At 61.0% G+C, this 19,558-nt stretch carries 17 protein-coding genes and 5 pseudogenes; 4 read left to right on the top strand and 18 right to left on the bottom strand.

What is annotated here, in order from left to right; translation table 11 throughout:
* Nucleotides 1-76 precede the first annotated feature (76 nt).
* Nucleotides 77-363 (top strand): annotated as a pseudogene (locus BMW76_RS42920) (IS5/IS1182 family transposase); the annotation flags it as partial.
* A gap of 48 nt (nt 364-411) precedes the next feature.
* The gene (locus tag BMW76_RS36205; RefSeq protein WP_090873597.1) at nt 412-1,428 is read left to right on the top strand and encodes a 1-aminocyclopropane-1-carboxylate deaminase; all 1,017 of its coding nucleotides are present in this window, start codon (nt 412-414) and stop codon (nt 1,426-1,428) included.
* Between the two features lie 14 nt (nt 1,429-1,442).
* On the opposite strand, the pseudogene BMW76_RS36200 reads toward BMW76_RS36205, so the two are convergent.
* Nucleotides 1,443-2,010: pseudogene (locus BMW76_RS36200) on the bottom strand (IS6 family transposase); the annotation flags it as partial.
* Between the two features lie 58 nt (nt 2,011-2,068).
* Nucleotides 2,069-2,239, bottom strand: a pseudogene (locus tag BMW76_RS42305) (LysR family transcriptional regulator); the annotation flags it as partial.
* Between the two features lie 33 nt (nt 2,240-2,272).
* Between BMW76_RS42305 and BMW76_RS42300 the strand changes: the two are divergent.
* Nucleotides 2,273-2,589: pseudogene (locus BMW76_RS42300) on the top strand (pirin family protein); the annotation flags it as partial.
* Nucleotides 2,590-2,666: 77 nt separating this feature from the next.
* On the opposite strand, the pseudogene BMW76_RS42295 reads toward BMW76_RS42300, so the two are convergent.
* Nucleotides 2,667-2,946, bottom strand: a pseudogene (locus BMW76_RS42295) (IS6 family transposase); the annotation flags it as partial.
* 765 nt (nt 2,947-3,711) lie between these two features.
* Here BMW76_RS42295 and BMW76_RS36180 point away from each other — a divergent pair.
* The gene (locus BMW76_RS36180; protein WP_090873596.1) at nt 3,712-5,094 is read left to right on the top strand and encodes a cytochrome c peroxidase; all 1,383 of its coding nucleotides are present in this window, start codon (nt 3,712-3,714) and stop codon (nt 5,092-5,094) included.
* A 600-nt stretch (nt 5,095-5,694) separates the two neighbouring features.
* On the opposite strand, the gene hypE is transcribed toward BMW76_RS36180, so the two are convergent.
* The 15 genes from hypE to BMW76_RS36100 all read right to left on the bottom strand — a co-directional run bounded on the left by hypE (nt 5,695) and on the right by BMW76_RS36100 (nt 19,456).
* Nucleotides 5,695-6,741, bottom strand: a complete 1,047-nt coding sequence (hypE, locus tag BMW76_RS36170; RefSeq protein WP_090873595.1) for a hydrogenase expression/formation protein HypE — start codon at nt 6,739-6,741, stop codon at nt 5,695-5,697.
* Nucleotides 6,738-7,868 carry a hydrogenase formation protein HypD gene (gene hypD / locus BMW76_RS36165; RefSeq protein ID WP_015004143.1) on the bottom strand — a complete coding sequence of 377 codons (1,131 nt, stop codon included), beginning with the start codon at nt 7,866-7,868 and terminating at the stop codon, nt 6,738-6,740. The genes hypE and hypD overlap by 4 nt, the downstream gene beginning before the upstream one ends.
* Nucleotides 7,865-8,131, bottom strand: coding sequence for a HypC/HybG/HupF family hydrogenase formation chaperone (locus BMW76_RS36160; RefSeq protein WP_012406406.1), 267 nt, complete (start codon nt 8,129-8,131; stop codon nt 7,865-7,867). The genes hypD and BMW76_RS36160 overlap by 4 nt, the downstream gene beginning before the upstream one ends.
* A gap of 116 nt (nt 8,132-8,247) precedes the next feature.
* Nucleotides 8,248-10,455, bottom strand: coding sequence for a Kae1-like domain-containing protein (locus BMW76_RS36155; RefSeq protein WP_245763537.1), 2,208 nt, complete (start codon nt 10,453-10,455; stop codon nt 8,248-8,250).
* Nucleotides 10,442-11,320 carry a hydrogenase nickel incorporation protein HypB gene (gene hypB / locus BMW76_RS36150; protein WP_090873594.1) on the bottom strand — a complete coding sequence of 293 codons (879 nt, stop codon included), beginning with the start codon at nt 11,318-11,320 and terminating at the stop codon, nt 10,442-10,444. Before hypB ends, BMW76_RS36155 begins: the two co-directional genes overlap by 14 nt.
* Before the next feature lie 149 nt (nt 11,321-11,469).
* Nucleotides 11,470-11,775: a hydrogenase maturation nickel metallochaperone HypA/HybF gene (locus BMW76_RS36145; RefSeq protein ID WP_233445509.1), complete on the bottom strand. Its 306-nt coding sequence runs from the start codon at nt 11,773-11,775 to the stop codon at nt 11,470-11,472.
* 28 nt (nt 11,776-11,803) lie between these two features.
* Nucleotides 11,804-12,814: a HupK protein gene (locus BMW76_RS36140; RefSeq protein ID WP_090873593.1), complete on the bottom strand. Its 1,011-nt coding sequence runs from the start codon at nt 12,812-12,814 to the stop codon at nt 11,804-11,806.
* Complete coding sequence (gene hybE / locus BMW76_RS36135) at nt 12,811-13,491, bottom strand: [NiFe]-hydrogenase assembly chaperone HybE (protein ID WP_090873592.1); 681 nt, start codon at nt 13,489-13,491, stop codon at nt 12,811-12,813. The genes BMW76_RS36140 and hybE overlap by 4 nt, the downstream gene beginning before the upstream one ends.
* Nucleotides 13,491-14,369 (bottom strand): hydrogenase expression/formation protein, encoded by an 879-nt coding sequence (locus tag BMW76_RS36130; protein WP_090873591.1) that lies wholly within the window; start codon nt 14,367-14,369, stop codon nt 13,491-13,493. The genes hybE and BMW76_RS36130 overlap by 1 nt, the downstream gene beginning before the upstream one ends.
* The gene (locus tag BMW76_RS36125) at nt 14,366-14,812 is read right to left on the bottom strand and encodes a thioredoxin domain-containing protein (protein ID WP_090873590.1); all 447 of its coding nucleotides are present in this window, start codon (nt 14,810-14,812) and stop codon (nt 14,366-14,368) included. The genes BMW76_RS36130 and BMW76_RS36125 overlap by 4 nt, the downstream gene beginning before the upstream one ends.
* A complete protein-coding gene (locus tag BMW76_RS36120; protein WP_012406414.1) occupies nt 14,809-15,117 on the bottom strand; it encodes a HypC/HybG/HupF family hydrogenase formation chaperone in 309 nt (102 codons plus the stop codon). Before BMW76_RS36120 ends, BMW76_RS36125 begins: the two co-directional genes overlap by 4 nt.
* A complete protein-coding gene (locus BMW76_RS36115; RefSeq protein ID WP_012406415.1) occupies nt 15,117-15,761 on the bottom strand; it encodes a HyaD/HybD family hydrogenase maturation endopeptidase in 645 nt (214 codons plus the stop codon). The genes BMW76_RS36120 and BMW76_RS36115 overlap by 1 nt, the downstream gene beginning before the upstream one ends.
* A gap of 3 nt (nt 15,762-15,764) precedes the next feature.
* Nucleotides 15,765-16,475: a Ni/Fe-hydrogenase, b-type cytochrome subunit gene (cybH, locus tag BMW76_RS36110; protein ID WP_015004150.1), complete on the bottom strand. Its 711-nt coding sequence runs from the start codon at nt 16,473-16,475 to the stop codon at nt 15,765-15,767.
* Nucleotides 16,476-16,508: 33 nt separating this feature from the next.
* Complete coding sequence (locus tag BMW76_RS36105) at nt 16,509-18,299, bottom strand: nickel-dependent hydrogenase large subunit (RefSeq protein ID WP_090873589.1); 1,791 nt, start codon at nt 18,297-18,299, stop codon at nt 16,509-16,511.
* On the bottom strand, nt 18,296-19,456 hold the full coding sequence (locus tag BMW76_RS36100) for a hydrogenase small subunit (protein WP_012406418.1): 1,161 nt from the start codon (nt 19,454-19,456) through the stop codon (nt 18,296-18,298). The genes BMW76_RS36105 and BMW76_RS36100 overlap by 4 nt, the downstream gene beginning before the upstream one ends.
* Nucleotides 19,457-19,558 lie beyond the last annotated feature (102 nt).

Genomic DNA, 19,558 nt, shown 5'->3' with positions numbered 1-19,558 from the left:
GAAGATCGAATGCTAGAGAAGGCAGCGGGAAAGAATGAGCGCTCACTAGGTCTTTCGTTAACGCGAAAGAACCTCGCTTCGCAAGCCCAAGGTAATTTACGGCGATCGCGGTTGCGACTCCGATACATATCGCCAGCCGGTGATCGTCGCATCAATCCAGTGATTGCTCGGCATCGATCTAAACATGGCAGCAGTTCCGGCAAATTTCGCTGGATGGTAGACGGACTCACTCGTGGCTCTGCGACTTCCCAGCGTCTTTGGATCTGCTTCAATCGTTGTAGCGATATTCACGAAGCATTCTTCAAATTCGCTTGCTCGCTTGTCTGCGGGAACATATTCAAACGAGCAGAGTCTCATTTTTGAGCTGGCCTCATACCATGAACTCGCGAAAATCACTTACACGGAGCCACGATGAACCTGCAACGATTCGCGCGCTACCCGCTCACCTTCGGACCCACGCCGATCCAGCCGCTCAAGCGGCTCTCGCAGCATCTCGGCGGCAAGGTCGAGCTTTACGCGAAACGCGAGGACTGCAACAGCGGCCTTGCGTTCGGCGGCAACAAGACGCGCAAGCTCGAATACCTGATCCCCGACGCGCTTGCGCAAGGCTGCGATACGCTCGTGTCGATCGGCGGCATCCAGTCGAACCAGACGCGCCAGGTCGCTGCCGTCGCCGCTCATCTGGGCATGAAGTGCGTGCTCGTGCAGGAGAACTGGGTCAACTACTACGACGCCGTGTATGACCGCGTCGGCAATATCCAGATGTCGCGCATCATGGGCGCCGACGTGCGGCTCGTGCCCGACGGCTTCGACATCGGCATTCGCAGGAGCTGGGAAGAGGCGCTCGACAGCGTGCGTGCCGCGGGCGGCAAGCCGTATCCGATTCCCGCCGGCTGCTCGGAACATCCGCTCGGCGGTCTCGGCTTCGTCGGTTTCGCGGAAGAAGTGCGCCAGCAGGAAGCTGAGCTTGGTTTCAAGTTCGACTACATCGTCGTGTGCTCGGTGACGGGCAGCACGCAGGCGGGGATGATCGTCGGCTTCGCGGCCGATGGGCGCGCGGATCGCGTGATCGGCATCGATGCATCCGCGAAACCCGAGCAGACGCGCGAGCAGATCACGCGAATCGCGAAGCACACTGCGGAACGGGTCGATCTGGGCCGCGACATCACCGCACAGGATGTCGTGCTCGATACGCGCTATGGCGGCCCCGAATACGGCCTGCCGAACGAGGGCACGCTGGACGCGATTCGTCTATGCGCGCGGCTCGAAGGCGTGATGACCGACCCCGTCTATGAAGGCAAGTCGATGCACGGAATGATCGACAAGGTGCGGCTCGGCGAATTTCCCGAAGGCTCGAAGGTGCTGTATGCGCATCTGGGCGGCGTGCCGGCATTGAGCGCGTATAGCTTTATCTTCCGCGACGGATGACGGGGTTCACATCCGCCCTGTGCGAAGATGTGCATCGACTCAATGCCGGACAGGATGATGCGCGCGCAACGGAAATCCTTGAAGCCCATCACAGGTACTAATGATGTGCTTGATTTCGTGATGGTCCTGCTCCGCGATGTTGTTCAGGTACTGGATCTGCCAAATTCCCATCGGCGTTTCCCATCCGGCGTTCAGGGCCTCGAGCACGACCCGGTTCTGCGCCGGGCGCGCAGCAAGAAGCCAACCGTGTTACCGGCTTTATCCGCCGCACCTACAAGTACTTTCACTGGCTGCCTAACCTTGATATAGGTCGCGTCCATGCGCCAGCTCTTCCCGGCGGTCGCTTGCAACAGCAGAACGCTTTCTCAAATAGCGGCAGCAACTTGAGGGCCCAGTGGTGCACCGTCGAATGGTCGACATCAACCCCACGCTCGGCCATCATTTCCTAGAGGTCGCGCAGACTCAACGCATAGCCACATACCAACGCACACGCAACAGGATTACGTCGAGCGGATAATGTACCTGCTGCAATACTTTACCGACGCCTGCTGCCAGCATCTCGCGTGCCGCTTTCCGTGTCATCGCGGTCCTATTCGTCTTCCATGCTCGGGCGACAATTTTTATCTCGACGTCTTAGCGCGACAGAACCGTTATTGGCGCGCAACGGCCCACGCGCCTCGACCTTTTCATCGCGCCGTCGACGCTGAACTCCCGGCTGACCGCGCCGCTGTGGCCGTACAGCAGACATTCATGGTTCGCGAGATCGGCGGGCACCGGCCGGGCTGCCACGCCGACGCAGATAACCGGGGCTGGTTCAGGGATCGCAGCCAAACATCTGGTCTGGATCACACGACAAAACTCAAGGAGAAAACAGCATGTTCGAAATCAGACACGCGCGGAACACGGCTGGCTCCGCTCGCGTCATACTTTTTGTTCGCGCACTATCACGACCCGAAGCAGAACGGCTTTTCCGACCTGCTGGTGGCTAACTACGACCGTTTGGCGCCGACGCGGGGCTTCGGCGAGCATCGGCATCGCGACATGAAGATCGTTTCGTACGTGCTCGAAGGCGCGCTCGGACACGATGGCACGGTGATCGTGCGGGGCGGCATCCAGTTGATGAGCGCCGGCACCGGTGTGGCGCACAGCGAATACAACCATTGGAAGGGCGTTGTCAAGTTGGCTGTTGTAGGCCAACTGTTTGGTGCAAAAAACGTTATTCTTATCAGATCTGTATCGACTGCGGAAGAGACAGTCCAACCATGCCGAGTGCGGAGGCGTTCTTTGAGTATGAAGCGATGTCGTGCAGCGTTCATCTGCTATCTGGCGAAGCGCTGACGGATCGGGCCGAAGCGTGAAAGAAATGCCTGCGCGCGACGTGCATCGCGACAACCACACAGCCGGCGTTCTCGCCTACGGGTCGGTTAGTGGCTGTTCTGGGCGTGCTTGTTTACGCGTGCAACCGCTTTTGACGAAAATGTGGATCACCTGAGCGAGCTCAGGTATATTGGCCTTTGCCGGCCTGATCAAATGAAATGATTTATATAAAGGGCGAGAGTCCGAGCAATTGATTCAATTGTAGCCTTTCCGATCAATATAAATTTGCCTTATGCGAATTTAATCAACATTCACTTGTATCAGGCATGACCTGCGGTTAGCATCTGTCCCGTCAAGCATGCGGCGAGGATGTTGTCACGTTGAGGTTTTGGGGGCATATCTGATTCGGCTCGCGACGAAGTTCGACGGATGAATCGACTGATACGAGATCGTCAAGCAGTAGGGCCGGATTTTGGTTGGTAGATAGAGTGTGCCGTCGCGCAGCCTGGCGAACAGGACGTCGCAGCGTCGTCGGGCGACAGCAATGAGCGCCTGATCATGGCGCTACATTTCTTATGTGCTAAAGCCGCAATCTCCGAAGACATGATGGCGGAACGAGGCTTTGTGGTAGATCATTCAACCAACTGCACATCACTTCTTCACGGCGGGCCTGCACCAGCAACAGTTTGAGCGCTCAGCGATGCACCGTCGAATGATCACACAGTCGAATGATCAAATTCCCAGCTCGGCCAATATCCGCCCGAACTGACACAGACTGAGCGGATATACAACGTGCGAGCGCATGCAGAGATGGATTGCATCGAGCGGATATTGCAGACACCTGACTTGCCGTAACGTTCAAGTGCTGTGTCTTCTGTGTGGTCGGCGCGTCGTCGCTTGGCAGCTGATATCAACTGTCCGAAGTAGACGTTAACGAATTCCGATCAAGATCAAACAGGAGAGCAAGTGAAGAAACTTCTGATCGCGTCGATCGCCTTCGTGCTGGTTGGCTATCTCAGTATTAGCGGTATCGCGTATGTACACGACAAGGACTATGCGGAGAGAGCGGTCGCGAGGCCGGCCGTATCCCCACAAGCGTTCGGCGTACGCGACGTGTTAGATCGTAACGCATGCTATTACTGCCATTCGAGGAAAGCTGTCCTACCTAACTATGCCGCGCTACCAGGCATTCGTCAGCTAGCCGAACATGACAGGCAAACTGGACTCGCCTACTTCCGCATCGACAGCCTGTACGCGGCGCTCGAAAGCGGCATGCCAGCTCCCGAAGCCGATCTTGCGAAGCTGGAAACCGTTGTGAACGAACTCGCCATGCCACCAAAGTTGTTCCGCCTCGTACACTGGACAACCGGACTGAGGACCGACGATCAACGCGCACTGCTCGACTGGATAGCGTCACAACGCCGCGCATATGCGACGCGCGGCGTTGCACCGGAATTCGCTAACGAGCCTGTGCAACCGTTGCCAGATTCTTTGCCGACCGACACGGGTAAGGTCGCGCTTGGAAGGCAGCTCTTCAACGATGTCCGACTATCGGCGGACAACACGATATCGTGTGCAAGCTGCCACACGCTGTCGACAGGGGGCGTAGACGGAAAGAGGGTTTCGTCCGGTGTGGGCGGACAGTTGGGCTTGGTCAACGCGCCGACGGTGTTCAACGCGGCGCTCAACGACAAGCAGTTCTGGGACGGTCGCGCTGCCACGCTGCAGGAACAGGCGGGGGGTCCACCGCTGAATCCGGTCGAAATGGCGTCTAGGTCATGGAGTGAAATCATCGATAAGCTGAAGCAGGACTCGTCACTGACACAACAGTTCCTGACGGTGTACCGGGACGGTTGGTCGGGCGCGAACATCACAGACGCGATCGCCCAATATGAGACGACACTGCTAACGCCGAGTCGCTTCGATGCTTACTTGCGCGGCGACAGGCATGCGCTGAATAGCGAAGAACTGCGCGGCTACCACTTATTCAAGGCGAACCATTGCGCGACCTGTCATGTTGGCAAGAATCTGGGCGGGCGGTCGTTCGAGCGAATGGGCCTCGCGGCCGACTACTTCGCCGCGCGGGGCTATACCTCCACCGCGGATAACGGTCGGGCGAACGTTACGAACGACGCGCTCGACCGCCATGCGTTCAAGACGCCGACGCTGCGCAACGTGGAACTGACCGCGCCATATTTTCACGACGGCAGCCGTACCAATCTGCACGAAGCTGTGCGTGACATGGCGACGTATCAGGTCGGTAAGCAATTGTCGGACTCGGATGTCAACGCAATCGTAGCGTTCCTGAAGACGCTAACAGGCACGCGCCAACCCGTCGCGACCCACTAATCCGACGACCGCGGCTGACTCCGTAACGCTCTGGCAAATGCGCTAGACGGTTTTAGTTATGTAGCAGGAAGGTCGGCGAGGCGATCCGTAAAATCAGCTCGTCAACGCTTGCTCAAAAGAGAGCATCATGCACGCACAACAGGTCTCTAGGCGGTGCGCCGGGGAAGTTGTACTGGCGGTGTTGCTCGAGCTGGCAATGGCGAAGTGGAAAGTTGCGTTACATGATGGCCGCGGCGATCAGCCGGCCGTACATACAGCGACGCAGATTACAGGCCGCATCCTGCCTGCAGGTGGTGCTGTCGCTGATTGAACAGCGTCGGCAGAATTGGGCGTTGCCAGCCGAACTACGATCGTCGTAAGCTACGAGGCGGGCTAGGACGCGTTCTGGATCTATCGTGCCTTGCGGGCTCGCGGGATCGAATGTTATGTCGTCGATCCCGCGAGCCTGCAAGCAGGTACGAGCGCAAACAGAGTGATCGTATCACGGTCAACGTGACGGCTTGCGACCAGTTCGCTCTTCAGCTTTCTCATAGTCGGATCTCAATTCGTTTAGCCCGACACATTAACCGATTTGCCTAGTGCTATTTGCACCAGAGCCATTCAACAGATGCGGGGTAGCATCTCACCGTTCAACCAGTCAACGAGCCGTTCGCCGCCGAACGAGGTCTGCATTCTCACGAGGCCGCGCGCATCATCCGTTACTTCGCCGATCAGCGCGGCATCTTGGCCTAGCGGATGAGCGTGCATCGCATCGACGAGTGCGAGCGCGTCCTGCCTTGCACATACGGCGATTAGCTTGCCCTCGTTCGCAATGTACAGTGGGTCAAGGCCCAGGAACTCGCAGGCCGCCCGCACAGTTGTTCCTATCGGTAGCGCCTCTTCCCAGATGCGCATACTGAGACCCGATTGCTGGCTGATTTCATTGAGCGCATTCCCAAGGCCACCACGCGTCGGATCGCGCATCAGTCGCAGCGACGGGCACGTTTCGAGTAGTTGCTCGGTCAGACCGTTGAGCGCAGCGCAATCCGACACGATGCTGCTGTCAAAACCTAGGTTTTCGCGTTGCGACAGCACGGCAAGACCGTGCTCGGCAAGACATCCGGACAGCAAGATGGCATCGCCTGGCTGCGCGTTAGCGCCATCCAACTCGACGCCCTGCGGTACGACGCCGACGCCCGCTGTCGTGATGAACAGTCCATCAGCCTTGCCGCGTTCGACGACTTTCGTGTCGCCCGTGACGATCTGTACGCCAGCCTCGCGTGCGGCCCGCGCCATCGACTGGACGATGCGCACGAGATCGTCCAGTGGCAGACCTTCTTCGAGAATGAATCCGGCGCTCAGGTAACGCGGCTGCGCGCCGCCGACGGCGAGGTCGTTGACTGTGCCGTTGACGGCAAGTACTCCGATGTCACCGCCGGGAAAGAACAACGGGGCGACGACGTGGCAGTCGGTACTCATCGCTAACCGTCCGGCAACAGGCGGCATGATGGCTTGGTCGTTGCCCTGCGCAAGCCATGCGTTATTAAACGCCGGAGCAAATATGTCGGTGACCAGTTGTGCGCTGGCGCGGCCGCCGGCGCCATGCGTCAGGTCGATGCGGCCGTGTTTGAGGTCGAGAGGGCGACCATGAAAGATGGGGCGCTTCATAGGCGAACACATCCGGCTGCAGCTGCATCGTTGAAGCGGGCATACTGGTAGTGTGCTGCGCAGGCACCTTCGCTCGAAACCATGCAAGCGCCAAGTGGTGCCGCAGGCGTGCACGCCGTGCCAAACATCTCGCAGTCAGTTGGCTTGCCGTGGCCGCGCAGAATCTGGCCGCACTGGCAGGCCTTCACGTCAGCGACCGGCTGAGCGGACAGGTTGAAGCGCTTTTCCGCGTCCCATTGCGCAAACGGTGTGCGGATCGCGAGTGCGCTATCGGGCACGAGCCCGAGTCCGCGCCATTCGAAATCGTTTCGCAACTCGAATGTCTGCGCGACGAGCGCCTGCGCCTTCAGGTTGCCCTGTTCGGTGACAGCACGTGTGTACTGGTTCTCAGCATCCGTGCGGTCTTCGTTGATCTGTGTGACGAGCATGAGCACGGCTTGCAGCACGTCGAGCGGTTCGAAACCGGTGATGACCACAGGCTTGCGATAGTCACGCGCGATCACGCGATAAGGTGCTATGCCGATGATCGTGCTGACGTGCGACGGGCCGATGAAGCCATCGAGATTTGCATCGTTGTCGGCAAGCAGATGGCGCATTGCGGCGGGCGTGAGCACGTGGTTGCTGAGCACGCTGAAGTTGTCCTGCCGGTCGGCCTGCGCAGTCAGCAGTGCGACCGCAGTGGGGGGCGTGGTCGTCTCGAAGCCAATGCTGAAAAACACTACCTGTCGGTCAGATCGCGCGCGAGAGAATGCCAACGCGTCGGCGCTCGAATAGACGACGCGCACGTCGGCGCCTGCGGCCCGCGCCTTGTACAGGCTCATCTGACGCGACGCGGGCACGCGTAGCGTGTCGCCATACGTGCAAAGCGTGACGCGATGCTCGAGCGCAAGCTCTATCGCGCTGTCGATACGTCCGACCGGCAAGACACACACCGGACAGCCGGGGCCGTGGATCAACTCGACGCAGGGCGGCAACAATGCCGTTAAGCCATATCGCGCGATAGCGTGCGTGTGGCCGCCACAGAATTCCATCAGGCGATAGCGTCGTTCCGGCTCAACGGCGACATGAATACGCCTCGCGATCTGACGTGCGAGGTCGCTATTGCGAAAATCGTCGACGTATTTCACGCTGGGTTTCCTCCGGATGCGTCGCTCGCTGCCGAGTCAGCGTCACACGAAGCGGCGAGCGCGGCGAGCTGCGCGAGCGTTGCGTCGGCCTCGGCCCGGTTAAGCGTGCCGATCGCGTAGCCGACATGTAGCAGTACGAAGTCGCCGGGCGTGACGTTCTCGATGAGCGCGAGTGAGATCTCGCGTGTTACACCGTCGACGCTGACGCGGGCCCGTTCGCCAGGCTGCAGTTCGACGACTTCGACGGGAATGGCTAGACACATGATCGAACTCCTTTCATTTCAGACGGTCCTCCAGTGTCAGGACAGTAGAGGACTGTAATTGCTGGATTGCGGTCCACGCCTGGCCGTAGCCGAGTGCATCGTCGCCCGGCGGCAAACTATGGGCCCGCACAGCGTGCAGCGCACGTTGCGCAGGGCATCTCGCAAGCCGGGACATCGGCGCGAGATTCGCGCGGCAGCCACCACGGACGGCGATCGGTATCGATGTCGGTGGTGCACGTCGCGTGGCGCAGCCAGTCGGCAAGTGCTGTTGCGAGCGTTGCGTGCCAGTTACGGGCAATTTCGACGGGATCGCGCAGGGCGGCGAGCCGGCGTGCCAGCGGCAGCAGGTTGAGATTCGGGCCGTCGATGTGCCAGCCGTCCGCACGCGAAGTTGCTGGACACCAGAGCGCTTCGAGCGTCATCGCCGCTTCACCTTCATGGTGTAGCGTCGGGCAGATGCCGGCCAGTCCGCCGATGGCGTCAAACCAGCGGCCAAGGCATGTCCTGGTCGGGCAGTTGAAGCCGCGTTCGATCTGCAGGTAGAGTCGTACGGTCGTTGGTGAGTCCGTTGCGGGCGAGAGCCGGCGCGCCTCGGGTTCAAGCGTGTGCAGCAGCGCGGCCGCCATGCGCCAAGATGCGCGGTCGGCGGCGTCCGCGCCGGGCAATGGCAGTCGGCTCAGATGGCCGAGCCGTTGCGCACGGCCGCCGCTTTCGACACGCAGGAGTTCTCTTCCCCATGCGTTCCCGTCGTCGCCCCAGCCGAAACCGTCTAGCGCCAGACCCAACGCGGGACCGGTGTGGCCGTTCTCGGCGAGTACTGCGGCAACATGTGCATGATGGTGCTGGATGCCTAGCAACGGGACACTCCAGCAATCGACCAATGTTTCGGCGAGGCGGGTCGAATAGAGATCGGGCTGAAGATCACAGGCGATGGCGGCCGGTGTGACGTGCATGCGAAAGACATGGTGCTTGACGGTTTCTTCGAGCAACTCGCAGACGCCAAGGCTACGAAGATCGCTGAGATATGGCAACACGTCCGCGAGCCGTCCGCCGGTCAGCGTTACGGTGCTTTTCATCTGCGCGCCAAGCGCGAGCACCGACGGGCCGTCCGTTGGCAGCGGCACGGGTTTGGGCACAGAGCGGCACGCGCGGCGCAGGGTTATCGCAGGCAACGGATGCGCGGCGAGCACCACGCTGTCGTCGCAACGGGAAACGATTTCACGATCGTGATCGAGCACCGCATTGGCGATGTCGGCGAGCGCCTCGCCCACATCAGCGGAATCGCTCAGCAATGGTTCGCCGGACAGGTTCGCGCTGGCAGGAACGCGTATCGTCGGCTGGGCTTCGCCGAGCCAGCGGGTGCGGGACGGTAGGCCCTGCGCCCGATGAAACAACAGGTACTGGATCGGCGTGCTGGGCAGCATCGGTCCGAGCCGGTTCAAGCGTCGCGAGACGACGATCGGGCAGATCGCCGAAGCGAGCTGTTTCGCATTCGACGCATCGCCCAAGTCCACCCATTGTGCGGCCGACGCCACCTTCGGCACCAGCAGCGCAAGCGGTTTGGTCGGCCGACGCTTGCGCTCGCGCAGCCGCTCCACAGCGGCTGGATTCGTCGCATGGCATATCAACTGGAAGCCGTCAAGCCTCTTGACGGCAACGATTTCGCAGCGCGCGATGGTGGCCCATGCCCGCGCGACCGGATCCATGGGCGAACCGCTGCGGGGGGCCGCATAACCCCGCGCACCTGGCGGTCTGAAGCGCAGCGTGGGCCCGCATTCCGTGCAGGCCATCGTTTCCGCATGAAAGCGCCGGTCAGCGAGATCGCTATATTCTGCCGCGCAGCGCTCGAACAACGCAAAGGCGGTCATGCTGGTATGCGCACGGTGGTATGGCGTGCGGTGTATCAGCGCATCGTGCGGACCGCAGTCGGTACAGCAGATGAAGGGGTGTCGCCAGTGCCGGCCGCCTTCAGTGAAAAGCTCGTCGATACACATATCGCGGAGGGCGGAACAGGCAGGAATACAGCTTTGAGACGTCACAGCTTCGGTGCTTTCCGCGATGCAAAAGTACCTCATTCCCGGACTGGGAGTGCCTGCAGTCCGGCGCACCGCGTCGATGTGGGCGAGCAGCGGTGGTTGTTCCGCCAACGCGGCGCGGAAAGCGTCCAGATTGCGCCCTTCACCCCGTATGTCGATCGGCACGCCATTCGTTCCCTTGCAGACCTCGACGCTCAGGTTGAAGTGTCGCGCCAGCCGCCTGACGAACGAACGGAATCCGACGCCTTGCACGATGCCGCTGACCTCTATGCGCTTACGCTCGATCACAATGCGACATGCCCTCGGCACTCTTCGGTCCGGCAACTGCCTGTGCGCTAGCGCAGCCGGCGCGAATCCAGTCGAGCCAATGTTCGAAGCCTTCGCCCGTGCGGGCCGATACGCAGAAGATCTTGATCGAAGGATTAACGCGTCGTGCGTAGCCGCACGCCTTATTCACATCGAAGTCGAGATGTGGCAGCAGATCCGTCTTGTTCAGCAGCATCAGCCGAGCGGCGGCAAACATGTCCGGGTACTTGAGCGGCTTGTCTTCGCCTTCAGTCACCGACAGGACGACAACCTTGTGTGCTTCGCCCAGATCGAAAGAGGCGGGACAAACGAGGTTGCCGACGTTCTCGATCAGCAACAAGCCGCCCTCATTCTGCGGCAATTGGTCCAGCGCGTGCCCGACCATGTGCGCGTCGAGATGGCATCCCTTGCCGGTGTTGATCTGCACGGCGGGCGCGCCGGCCGCGCGAACGCGCTCGGCGTCGTTGGCGGTCTGCTGATCGCCTTCGATTACGGCGACGGGCAGGGTGCCCTTGAGAGCCGACACCGTGCGCACCAGCAGTGACGTTTTGCCGGATCCCGGGCTCGATACAAGGTTCAACGCGAATACGCCACGTTGGCACAGGCGCTCGCGGTTCGCGCCCGCATAATGGTTGTTCTCGTGCAGGATGTCGCGCTCCAGCTGGATGTGACGCCCATTGGTCCCGTGCGGATGCGCGTGGCCGCCGCCTTGCGTGTGGTCGTTAGTGTGCGCGCGGCCAGCGGCGTGCAAGCGCGCCTGATCGTGCTCGTAGGAATGGAGCGTCGTCCACGAACCATCGTCCTCGATCTGGGGTTCGGATGAAGCGCATCCGCAAGTCGTACACATAATTTTATCCTCCGTTCTTGGCACGTCGTCGCGCAGGTCATAAGGAACTCCAACGTTTCGCGGGTTGCGCACTGGAGTGGCGCAACCGGTTGAACCAAAGCCTCGCGTCACCTTTGGCTAGCAAGGCAGCGGCCGTCGTGGCGGGCGCGTCAGTCGACGACCATACCGATGATGCGCATCTGGTCCCCATCCGTCACCGCGAGCTGATAGCTGCCGCAGGCGGGGCAGCCGACGCCGCGCCGCCGCAGCTCCACCGTGTCGCCGCAACGCATGCACCATGCGTGGCCGGGTGGCTCGTGAATCGTGACGACACTGCCATTGGCGAGGGAGCCGCGCAGTGCGACATCGAGTGCGAAACGCAGCGCCCGGGTATCGACGTTCGCAAGCTGCCCGACCTCCAACCCGATTTCGCGGACGCACCGATATTGATGCCGACGTGCCTCGTCCTCGATCACGTCCCGGATGCCTTCCGCAACGGACACCTCATGCACGGCGGTTCACCTCGATCCGGTAGGGTGCGCATGGGTCGAGCAATAGCACGAGACGTTGTGCGAGCGGTTGCGCCGCTTCCCAAGGCAGGCCGCGAAGAGCGGCCGCAAGCAGGTTTGCGCGGCCAAAGTTCCACCAGGTTGGCGGTACGATTCGGTACGCGGCGACCTTACCTTCTTCGAGGCGTGCGAGATGCACGAGCACACCCCGAGCACAGCGCGCCCAGCCGATGCTGATGTCGCCGCACCGCAGGCCGCCCGCTGCAGCACTCGCGCGATTCGCACAAAGCAGTGCGAGATGGCGCAATCGTGTGCTCATCAATCCGCTAGCGAGATCCGGTGCCGTCCCCGGATCGCTCCAGAGGTCCGCATGGGCGGGCCAAGCTGGCCTGGACGCCTCGAATGCGCCTGCATCGCGGTCGAGCAGCATTTCTGCAGCATTTTTGCGCACGCTGCGCAGCACGTCTGCCGGCAGGATCGAAACGGGCCGTGCGGCCTGTTTTTGCAGGCCGTTCAGCCAGCGCGCCGGTAGCGTCCCGGTACCTGCAGCCCAGCTGGCGAGATCGGACTTCGACAGCGCTAGCCACCTGGCGGCAGGCATGCCGAATACCTGGCGCTCGCAGAAATCGGCGATGCGCGCCCGCGAACCGAGTCCCGCCCATTGGGCGATCACGTCGCTTGACCATGTCCCGCCGAACATTCGGGGAAAATCGATTAGCCAGCGCCGCAGCGTTTCGCGTGCAGCTTCGAGCTCGATCTGTTCGTCGTTCGTCGCGACCGGCGAAAAGGTGGGTTGTGAGGCCGCGAGCGCGCGCGCCGATGCTGCGCATTGCGCATGACGGCATAGCACGAGCATCGCGCCGACCACGGTTCGGGCGTCAGACGCATTCCGGCCGATCAGCAAACGCTCGACGGGCACGGGCGACCACCGGCCGACTACCGAGTGCACGCCTTCGTTGTCACCGTCGAGCGTGAGTGTCAGAACCGGAACTTGCAAGGGTGTCACGTCTGCAATCCAAACAGACATCGCCGGAACCGGTCGGGACGCTCCGGGTGTACTTGTGCGGAACCGTCGGGACCCACCTTCGGCTGTGCCACGCTTTCCGGCTCGAATAGCAGCCGCATCGTTTCCCAAGCGGTTTCGAGCGCAGTCGCCTGATCGGCAAATTGTCGCGCAGGTGAAAAAAGCGAGCACATCCGGAACTCGCCGAGCGTATCGAGCCGCGCCGGCATGAACGGCATGATCCCGCCCGGCAGGGCGACTTCGGTCACGGCGTCGGCGCGCGTCGGCGGAAACGGTGCATCGGACGTCGGCAATTGCAGTAGATTGATGCCCCACGGCGTTACGAGCACGCCGATCCAGCTCGACTGCCACGGACGAAAAGCCACCGCAGCGACACGCAGGCGCGAATTCAAAAAGGGCAGGTCGCACATGCGGGTCTGTGCTATCTGCTCGAACGTGCCTTCGATCCGGTGCGTCAGGTCGGCGCTGAAAGACGATGCTGTGGGCGCCATGGCTTCAGTCTGGCAATAACATGAACTGATCGTGCGGGCCATCGCATACCGGGTATTTCCAGTATTGGGCAGATCGGCAAGCGGCGTGCCGGGCGAAACGTTCCAGATGGGATCGCCCTGTGCGGGATCGTAGACATGGTCGTCGCCGAGATAGCTGCCTTCGAACATCAGTCCTCCTCCAGCCATTTCACGATTTCGCGCAGATGCCGCAGCGAGTCCATAAGATCCTCGGCTGCCGCTATGACCATCTCGGGAATCAGGGCAATATCGAGTGTGTCCAGCAGAACCTTGTTAGATCCGTCGAAATAGCGCACACGCCACACGTGACGCCAAGTGGTGGCGATGACCGTGCACTTGCAGTAGCCAGTCGAGAAGATACTGACAGTACCCGCGCCCAACATGTTGTCGAGCCATGCAACATCCGCGGGCGTGACGGGTAACAGGCTGAAGTTAATGACGTGACTGCCCGCGCCGCGCCGGCTGACAGCCCGGGCTTGGGCGGCAGCGATTTCGCTGGCGATGGACGGTGCGCTCGTCAACTTGTGGCTCGACGTGTCCGGGATTGTGCCTTGCGTCGTGCCGCTGTGGCGCGCTTCGTAGAGGATCGCGGCCGGAATCGCGCCGATTTCGATCCGGTCGTCGATGCGCACGCCGTTCGCGCTGTCGACGATGATCCGCCAGATACCCGGGTACCGGCATTCCTGAATGCGGACGAGCGCCCCGGCATGGGCTCGTGCTCCGCGACTCGACACAACCCGCGCCGACACCTCGCCTTCGCCCATGATCTGAGCGAGCAGTCGATGCACGTCGGCACCCAGTGTGCCGACCCGGAAGACGAGTGGGTGCGCGGGCGACGGATTTCCATCAAGCGCGGTGACCATGGCGCGCAACAGCGCCAGCACGTCGCCCGCGCCGTGCTCAGGCGTAGCCGTCGTGCGCCAGAGTTCGCTCGTGGAGGGCAGCGGCAGGCACGACCAGTTATCGGGTTCGGGCAGCGAGCCGGGACCAGCCGCCCTTATGATCGAAACAGGGAACGGGCGGCTCATGATCGGGCTCCGTACACGGAGAGTTCGATCGGTACCGGCTGGGGCAGCTCAGTGCGCATGCGTGTAAAGCACTGCAGATAATCCTCCCGGTCGCGCAGTCCTTCGATCGCGCCAAGGTAGCACCCTTCACGCAGGAATATCAGCGCCGGGCGACGCAGCACGCCAAAGCGATTCGCGATCGCTGCGCTTGCCGGCGGGGTGGCAAAGGCCGCGCGGAACGAGTCTGGCCCGAACTGGCGCACTATTTCGGGCAGGACCACCGTCAAGTCGAGAAATTCGGAATGCCGTGCCGGATTGCCGAGCGGAAGCGTGACGAGGGGAGTGCGGGCGCCGACGGCGATGCGGTCAAACGTATTGTTCTGCTGTTCCAGAAAGCCCTGTTTGAGCGGAAGTTCGCGCAGGCACTCAAGCATCGGCGCGGCGGATGTGCGCAGTGTTGTCATCGCGTAATGTTCTCGCGTAAATGCGTTGGCAACTCTGGCTCGCGATCGGCCAGATCTGCAAAGTAGGCGTCAAGACCGCTTTCGCCGTGGGCGATCGCATCGAGCGAGGCGAGGGCCGATTCGATGTCGCGTGCGCGCGCCTCATCAATCACCTCGCGCGCCGCGCCAAGGAACGTCAACACCCACGTATCGGGAGCAAGCGGTCCCGTAAGCGACAGGTCGACCATACAAGGTCCGTTGCGGCTTTCGCATTGCGCGCGCAGACCGTTGGCGCGTCGCACGCGCGCAGGAATACCGACGCACATCAGCACGGTTCCGAAGGATGCCAGAAGCGCGTGTCGCCATGCCGGTTCGCGCTATGCGGCGATGGACGTTCGCCCTCATAGCGGGACAGCGCAAGACCGTTGGCGTTCAACGACGAAACTAGCGCATCGCAGTCAGCGTGTGTAACGGGGGATGCACCCCACCGCCGCAGCCATTCGCACGCTACCGCAATGGCGGGCTCGATCTGGGCACGGACGGCTGGACGCAGACTGCCGCCGAAATCATCTAGTTCGACCGGCTGAACACCGATCAGCACCACATTGTCGGGGTAATTGCCTCTGAGCTGCGCGCAGGCGAGCACATCCGAAAAGCCGGCCTGATGCAAACTCAACTTGCGGGCGCTCAGGCAGGCGGGTACCGCGTCGCCTTCCCGCACGGCGAGCGTGCCCGGCTTCAGACCGAAATCAACTGCATCAAACACGATGAGCCGGTCCGCCGATTCAACGAACGGCAATAACGCGAGCCCCTGCGTACCGCCATCCACCAGGTCCACATGCTCCGGCCATTGCCAACGCGCGTTGAGTCGTTCCACCGCCCGAACACCGAAGCCTTCGTCCGCCCACAGCACGTTGCCGATGCCGAGGACGACGATATGGGGCAGGGTGTGTGCCGTCGTTGTTGCCATCGGTCAGTTCTTGAACATCCGGAAGCCGCTGACCATCGTGGAGATCATGCTTTGTTTCGACATGACGTCTTCGCGAATTGCGGCATAGACGTGAATCATCACGAACAGCACTATGCTCCACATGCCGAGCCGGTGCCAGCTGTGCAACGACAGGCTGTCTCCGCCGTGCGCCGCGATCGTCCAACCGAGCAGGTGAGAGGCCCAGCTATCATTGCCAAGACCTTCGCCGTACAAGGCAAAGCCGCTGACGCTCGTCAATATAGCCACAATAAAAAAGCCAAACATCGCGATCTGGCCGAGCGGATTGTGACCGACATACTTGCACGGATAGCGTGCAAGGAACAGATGCCAGCGCAATTCGTAGAGCAACTCTCTCCACCACTGGGTGTCCCAGACGGGCACGATAAAAATCTCTCGCGCAAACGCGTTGCCGAAGAACGTGAAGCAAACGCGGAAGACCAGGCCGACCGCGAGTACATAGCCCGCGCAGAAGTGCCCGAAGCGGATATAACCCATCAGGAAATGAGCATCAGTTTCGCCCGACAGCGTCGGAAGCGGCTTTCCGACGAAATAACCAGTAGTGCAGAGCACTATTACCGACAGAACCGTTAACCAATGCCACAGCCGCACCGGCACCTCATATACATAGACCGACGTAATCCGCCTGCTGTCGAGCTGCGAAGGGGCGTTGCCGTCAAAACCATAGGTCTTCATATGCTGGTTCCTAGACATCGTTGCCTGGCCGTCTCAGCGCACCGTGACGTTGACGTGTTCTTCGCCGGCAGGTCCGATGACATGGGTGGAGCACGCAAGACATGGATCGAAGCTGTGCAGCGTGCGCAGGATCTCCAGGGGCTCGTCGGGACGGGCCATCTTCGTCTGAATCAGGCTCGCCTCGAATGCGCCAATCCGCCCCACTTCATCGCGAGGACTCCCGTTCCACGTCGTCGGCACAATGCATTGATAGCTGTCGATCTTCGTGTCGCGGATCTTCAGCCAGTGGCCCAGCGCGCCACGTGGTGCTTCGGTGAACCCCACTCCGCGTACGGTCGACGGCCATGTCGACGGCTGCCATTTGTCGACATTTGCCGTCGATATGTCACCGGCCTTTATGTTGGCCATCAGCCGCTCGAAGAAGTACTTCATTTTGTACGCGGCCCACTGACCTTCGAGCGCACGGGCCGCGGTGCGGCCGAGCGTCGAGTTCAGCGCGGCGAGCGGCACATCGAGCCGCCGGAGGAGGGCATCGACCGTCTCGCGGATGTCCGTGCGGTTCTGATGATAGCCGATCAGGTAACGCGCAAGCGGACCGACCTCCATCGGGTGACCACGCCAGCGCGGTGCCTTGATCCACGAGTACTTGCCCGACTCGTCAATCTGCTTGATCCTCGTTTTACTTCCCCGGGTCGCCTTGCCGAGTTCGAAGTGCGGTTCGGTCTGACCGTCATACGGGTGCAGGCCGTGCGTGCCCTCGGGATAGCAGTACCAAGAGTGCGCGACAAACTCTTGGATTTCATCGGGATTGCAGAGGTCCACATCGTGGATCTCGTTGAAGTTGCCGTTGATCACCGCGCCGCGCGGCACGAGCAGACTTTGGGCGCTGTAGTCGTTTGCGTGGTCGGGAAAGTCGCCGTACGACAACACAGATTGCGAGGACAATCCGCCACCGATCGAACCCCAGTCCTTGTAAAAACCGGCGATTGCGATCACGTCCGGCAGATACACCTGATCGTAGAACTTGATCGTCTCATCGATGATTCGAGAAACGAGATTCAGACGCTCCATGTTGATTGCGCCTACCGCCCCTACGTCGTCGATGTTGATTGCACAGGGCATGCCCCCGACGAGCCAGTTCGGGTGCGGGTTCTTGCCTCCGAACACCGTATGGACTTTGACGATTTCCTTCTGGAAGTCGAGTGCTTCGAGGTAGTGGGCAACCGCCATCAGATTAGCATCCGGCGGTAGCCTGTACGCCGGATGGCCCCAGTAACCATTGCGGAACGGGCCAAGCTGGCCAGACTCGATAAAGCGCTTCAGCCGAGACTGCAGATCACGGAAATAGCCGGGTGACGACAGGGGCCAGTCGGAGATGCTTTGCGCAAGCTCCGAGGTGCGCTTCGTATCGGCCTGCAGCGCCGATACCACATCGACCCAATCGAGCGCATGAAGATGATAGAAGTGGACTAGGTGGTCGTGCGCCCAGAGCGTTGCCTGCATCAGGTTGCGGATCAGGTTCGCATTGTCGGGTATCGGGATGTTCAGTGCGTTCTCGACCGCGCGCACCGAGGTCAGCGCGTGCGCGCCGGTGCACACGCCGCAGATACGCTCGACGAACGCCCACGCGTCGCGTGGATCGCGGCCTTTCAGGATGACCTCCAAGCCGCGCCACATCGTGCCAGTGGAGACCGCGTTCGTAATGACGTTGTTGCTGTCGAGATTGACCTCGCAACGCATGTGCCCCTCGATCCGCGTTATCGGATCGACGACAACACGACGCCCGGTGTTGTCGAGTGTGAAGCCCTGAGTCTGATAGCTCATTGGCGATTTTCCTCTTGTGCTGCTTTATTATGTGCTTCGCCGAGTGATTTCAGCTCCTGCATCTTGACCACTGAACTCTTGATCGCGCTGACGACTGCATGCGCCGCGATTGCCGCGCCGGCTGCACCCACCACCGCCAGACCGATACGGTCGGCATTCGATTCAACGCCGAACTGGTTAATGTCGACGACCCGGTCGTAGAATGAGCCCTTGTCCCAGAAGCCATTCTCCGAGCAGCCAAGACAGCCGTGGCCCGACTGGATCGGAAACGATACGCTGTCGTTCCAGCGCACTGTCGAGCACGCGTTGTAAGTGGTCGGTCCCTTGCAACCCATCTTGTACAGGCAATGGCCCTTGCGCGCACCCTCGTCGTCCCAGTTCTCGACGAACTGGCCCGCGTCGAAGTGAGGCCGGCGATAACACTTGTCATGAATGCGCTGCCCGTAGAACATCTTAGGTCGCCCCTGACGGTCGAGCGGCGGGATACGGTCAAACGTAATCACGTATGTGATGATCGCAGCCATCACCTCGGGAATCGGGGGACAACCTGGCACCTTGATTATCGGCTTGTCGAGAATCACGCCGGCGATCGGTGTTGCGCGAGTCGGATTAGGCTTTGCTGCCTGCACGCAACCCCATGATGCGCAAGCACCCCACGCGATCACCGCTTTGGCGTCCGCGGATACACGCTTGAGCTTTTCGATGAACGGCTCGCCGCCAGGAAAGCAGTACATGCCGTCTTCGTTCAGTGGCGGATTGCCCTCGACGGCGACGATATAGCGGCCCTTGTAGCGGGTCATGATGTGGTTCAGGATTGCTTCGGCCTGCATGCCGGCCGCCGCCATAATCGTGTCGTCGTAATCGAGCGAAATCATCGAGAAGATCGCGTCCTTCGCAAGTGGGTGAGAGGAGCGGATGAACGATTCAGTGCAGCACGTGCATTCGAGGCCATGCAGCCAGATTACCGGGGTCCTTGGTTTCGTTTCCAATGCGTGCGCGATACGAGGGATGAACGACGAACCGAGGCCTAGCGCCGTGGCGGTCAAACTGCAAAACTTGAGGAAACTGCGCCGCGTCGCCCCATGACTTCGCATGACATCGTAAAAGCTTTCCAAACCGCCCCCTTTTGCCGATAAATTTCCAGTAGGGAAGATCATTGCGGACCACAGAGCTACACGGCTGCAACTATTGGAGGTCGAAGTTGTCATTGATCTGTTCCTGTTGCTCCACACGCTGATCAGGCCCAGTCCGCGGACCGA

Source organism: Paraburkholderia diazotrophica (genome assembly GCF_900108945.1).
GTDB lineage: Bacteria > Pseudomonadota > Gammaproteobacteria > Burkholderiales > Burkholderiaceae > Paraburkholderia > Paraburkholderia diazotrophica.
Note: the sequence above shows the minus strand (reverse complement) of the source record. Positions and strands in the feature narration are given on the sequence as shown.

Excerpts from the sequence above, each read along its gene's own strand:
- BMW76_RS36205 (WP_090873597.1), top strand. The coding sequence starts at position 412 with ATGAACCTGCAACGATTCGCGCGCTACCCGCTCACCTTCGGACCCACG.
- hypE (WP_090873595.1), bottom strand. The coding sequence starts at position 6,741 with ATGAAGCGCCCCATCTTTCATGGTCGCCCTCTCGACCTCAAACACGGC.
- BMW76_RS36160 (WP_012406406.1), bottom strand. The coding sequence starts at position 8,131 with ATGTGTCTAGCCATTCCCGTCGAAGTCGTCGAACTGCAGCCTGGCGAA.
- hypB (WP_090873594.1), bottom strand. The coding sequence starts at position 11,320 with ATGTGTACGACTTGCGGATGCGCTTCATCCGAACCCCAGATCGAGGAC.
- hybE (WP_090873592.1), bottom strand. The coding sequence starts at position 13,491 with ATGTTCGAAGGCAGCTATCTCGGCGACGACCATGTCTACGATCCCGCA.
- BMW76_RS36130 (WP_090873591.1), bottom strand. The coding sequence starts at position 14,369 with ATGAGCCGCCCGTTCCCTGTTTCGATCATAAGGGCGGCTGGTCCCGGC.
- BMW76_RS36125 (WP_090873590.1), bottom strand. The coding sequence starts at position 14,812 with ATGACAACACTGCGCACATCCGCCGCGCCGATGCTTGAGTGCCTGCGC.
- BMW76_RS36120 (WP_012406414.1), bottom strand. The coding sequence starts at position 15,117 with ATGTGCGTCGGTATTCCTGCGCGCGTGCGACGCGCCAACGGTCTGCGC.
- BMW76_RS36115 (WP_012406415.1), bottom strand. The coding sequence starts at position 15,761 with ATGGCAACAACGACGGCACACACCCTGCCCCATATCGTCGTCCTCGGC.
- cybH (WP_015004150.1), bottom strand. The coding sequence starts at position 16,475 with ATGAAGACCTATGGTTTTGACGGCAACGCCCCTTCGCAGCTCGACAGC.
- BMW76_RS36105 (WP_090873589.1), bottom strand. The coding sequence starts at position 18,299 with ATGAGCTATCAGACTCAGGGCTTCACACTCGACAACACCGGGCGTCGT.
- BMW76_RS36100 (WP_012406418.1), bottom strand. The coding sequence starts at position 19,456 with ATGATCTTCCCTACTGGAAATTTATCGGCAAAAGGGGGCGGTTTGGAA.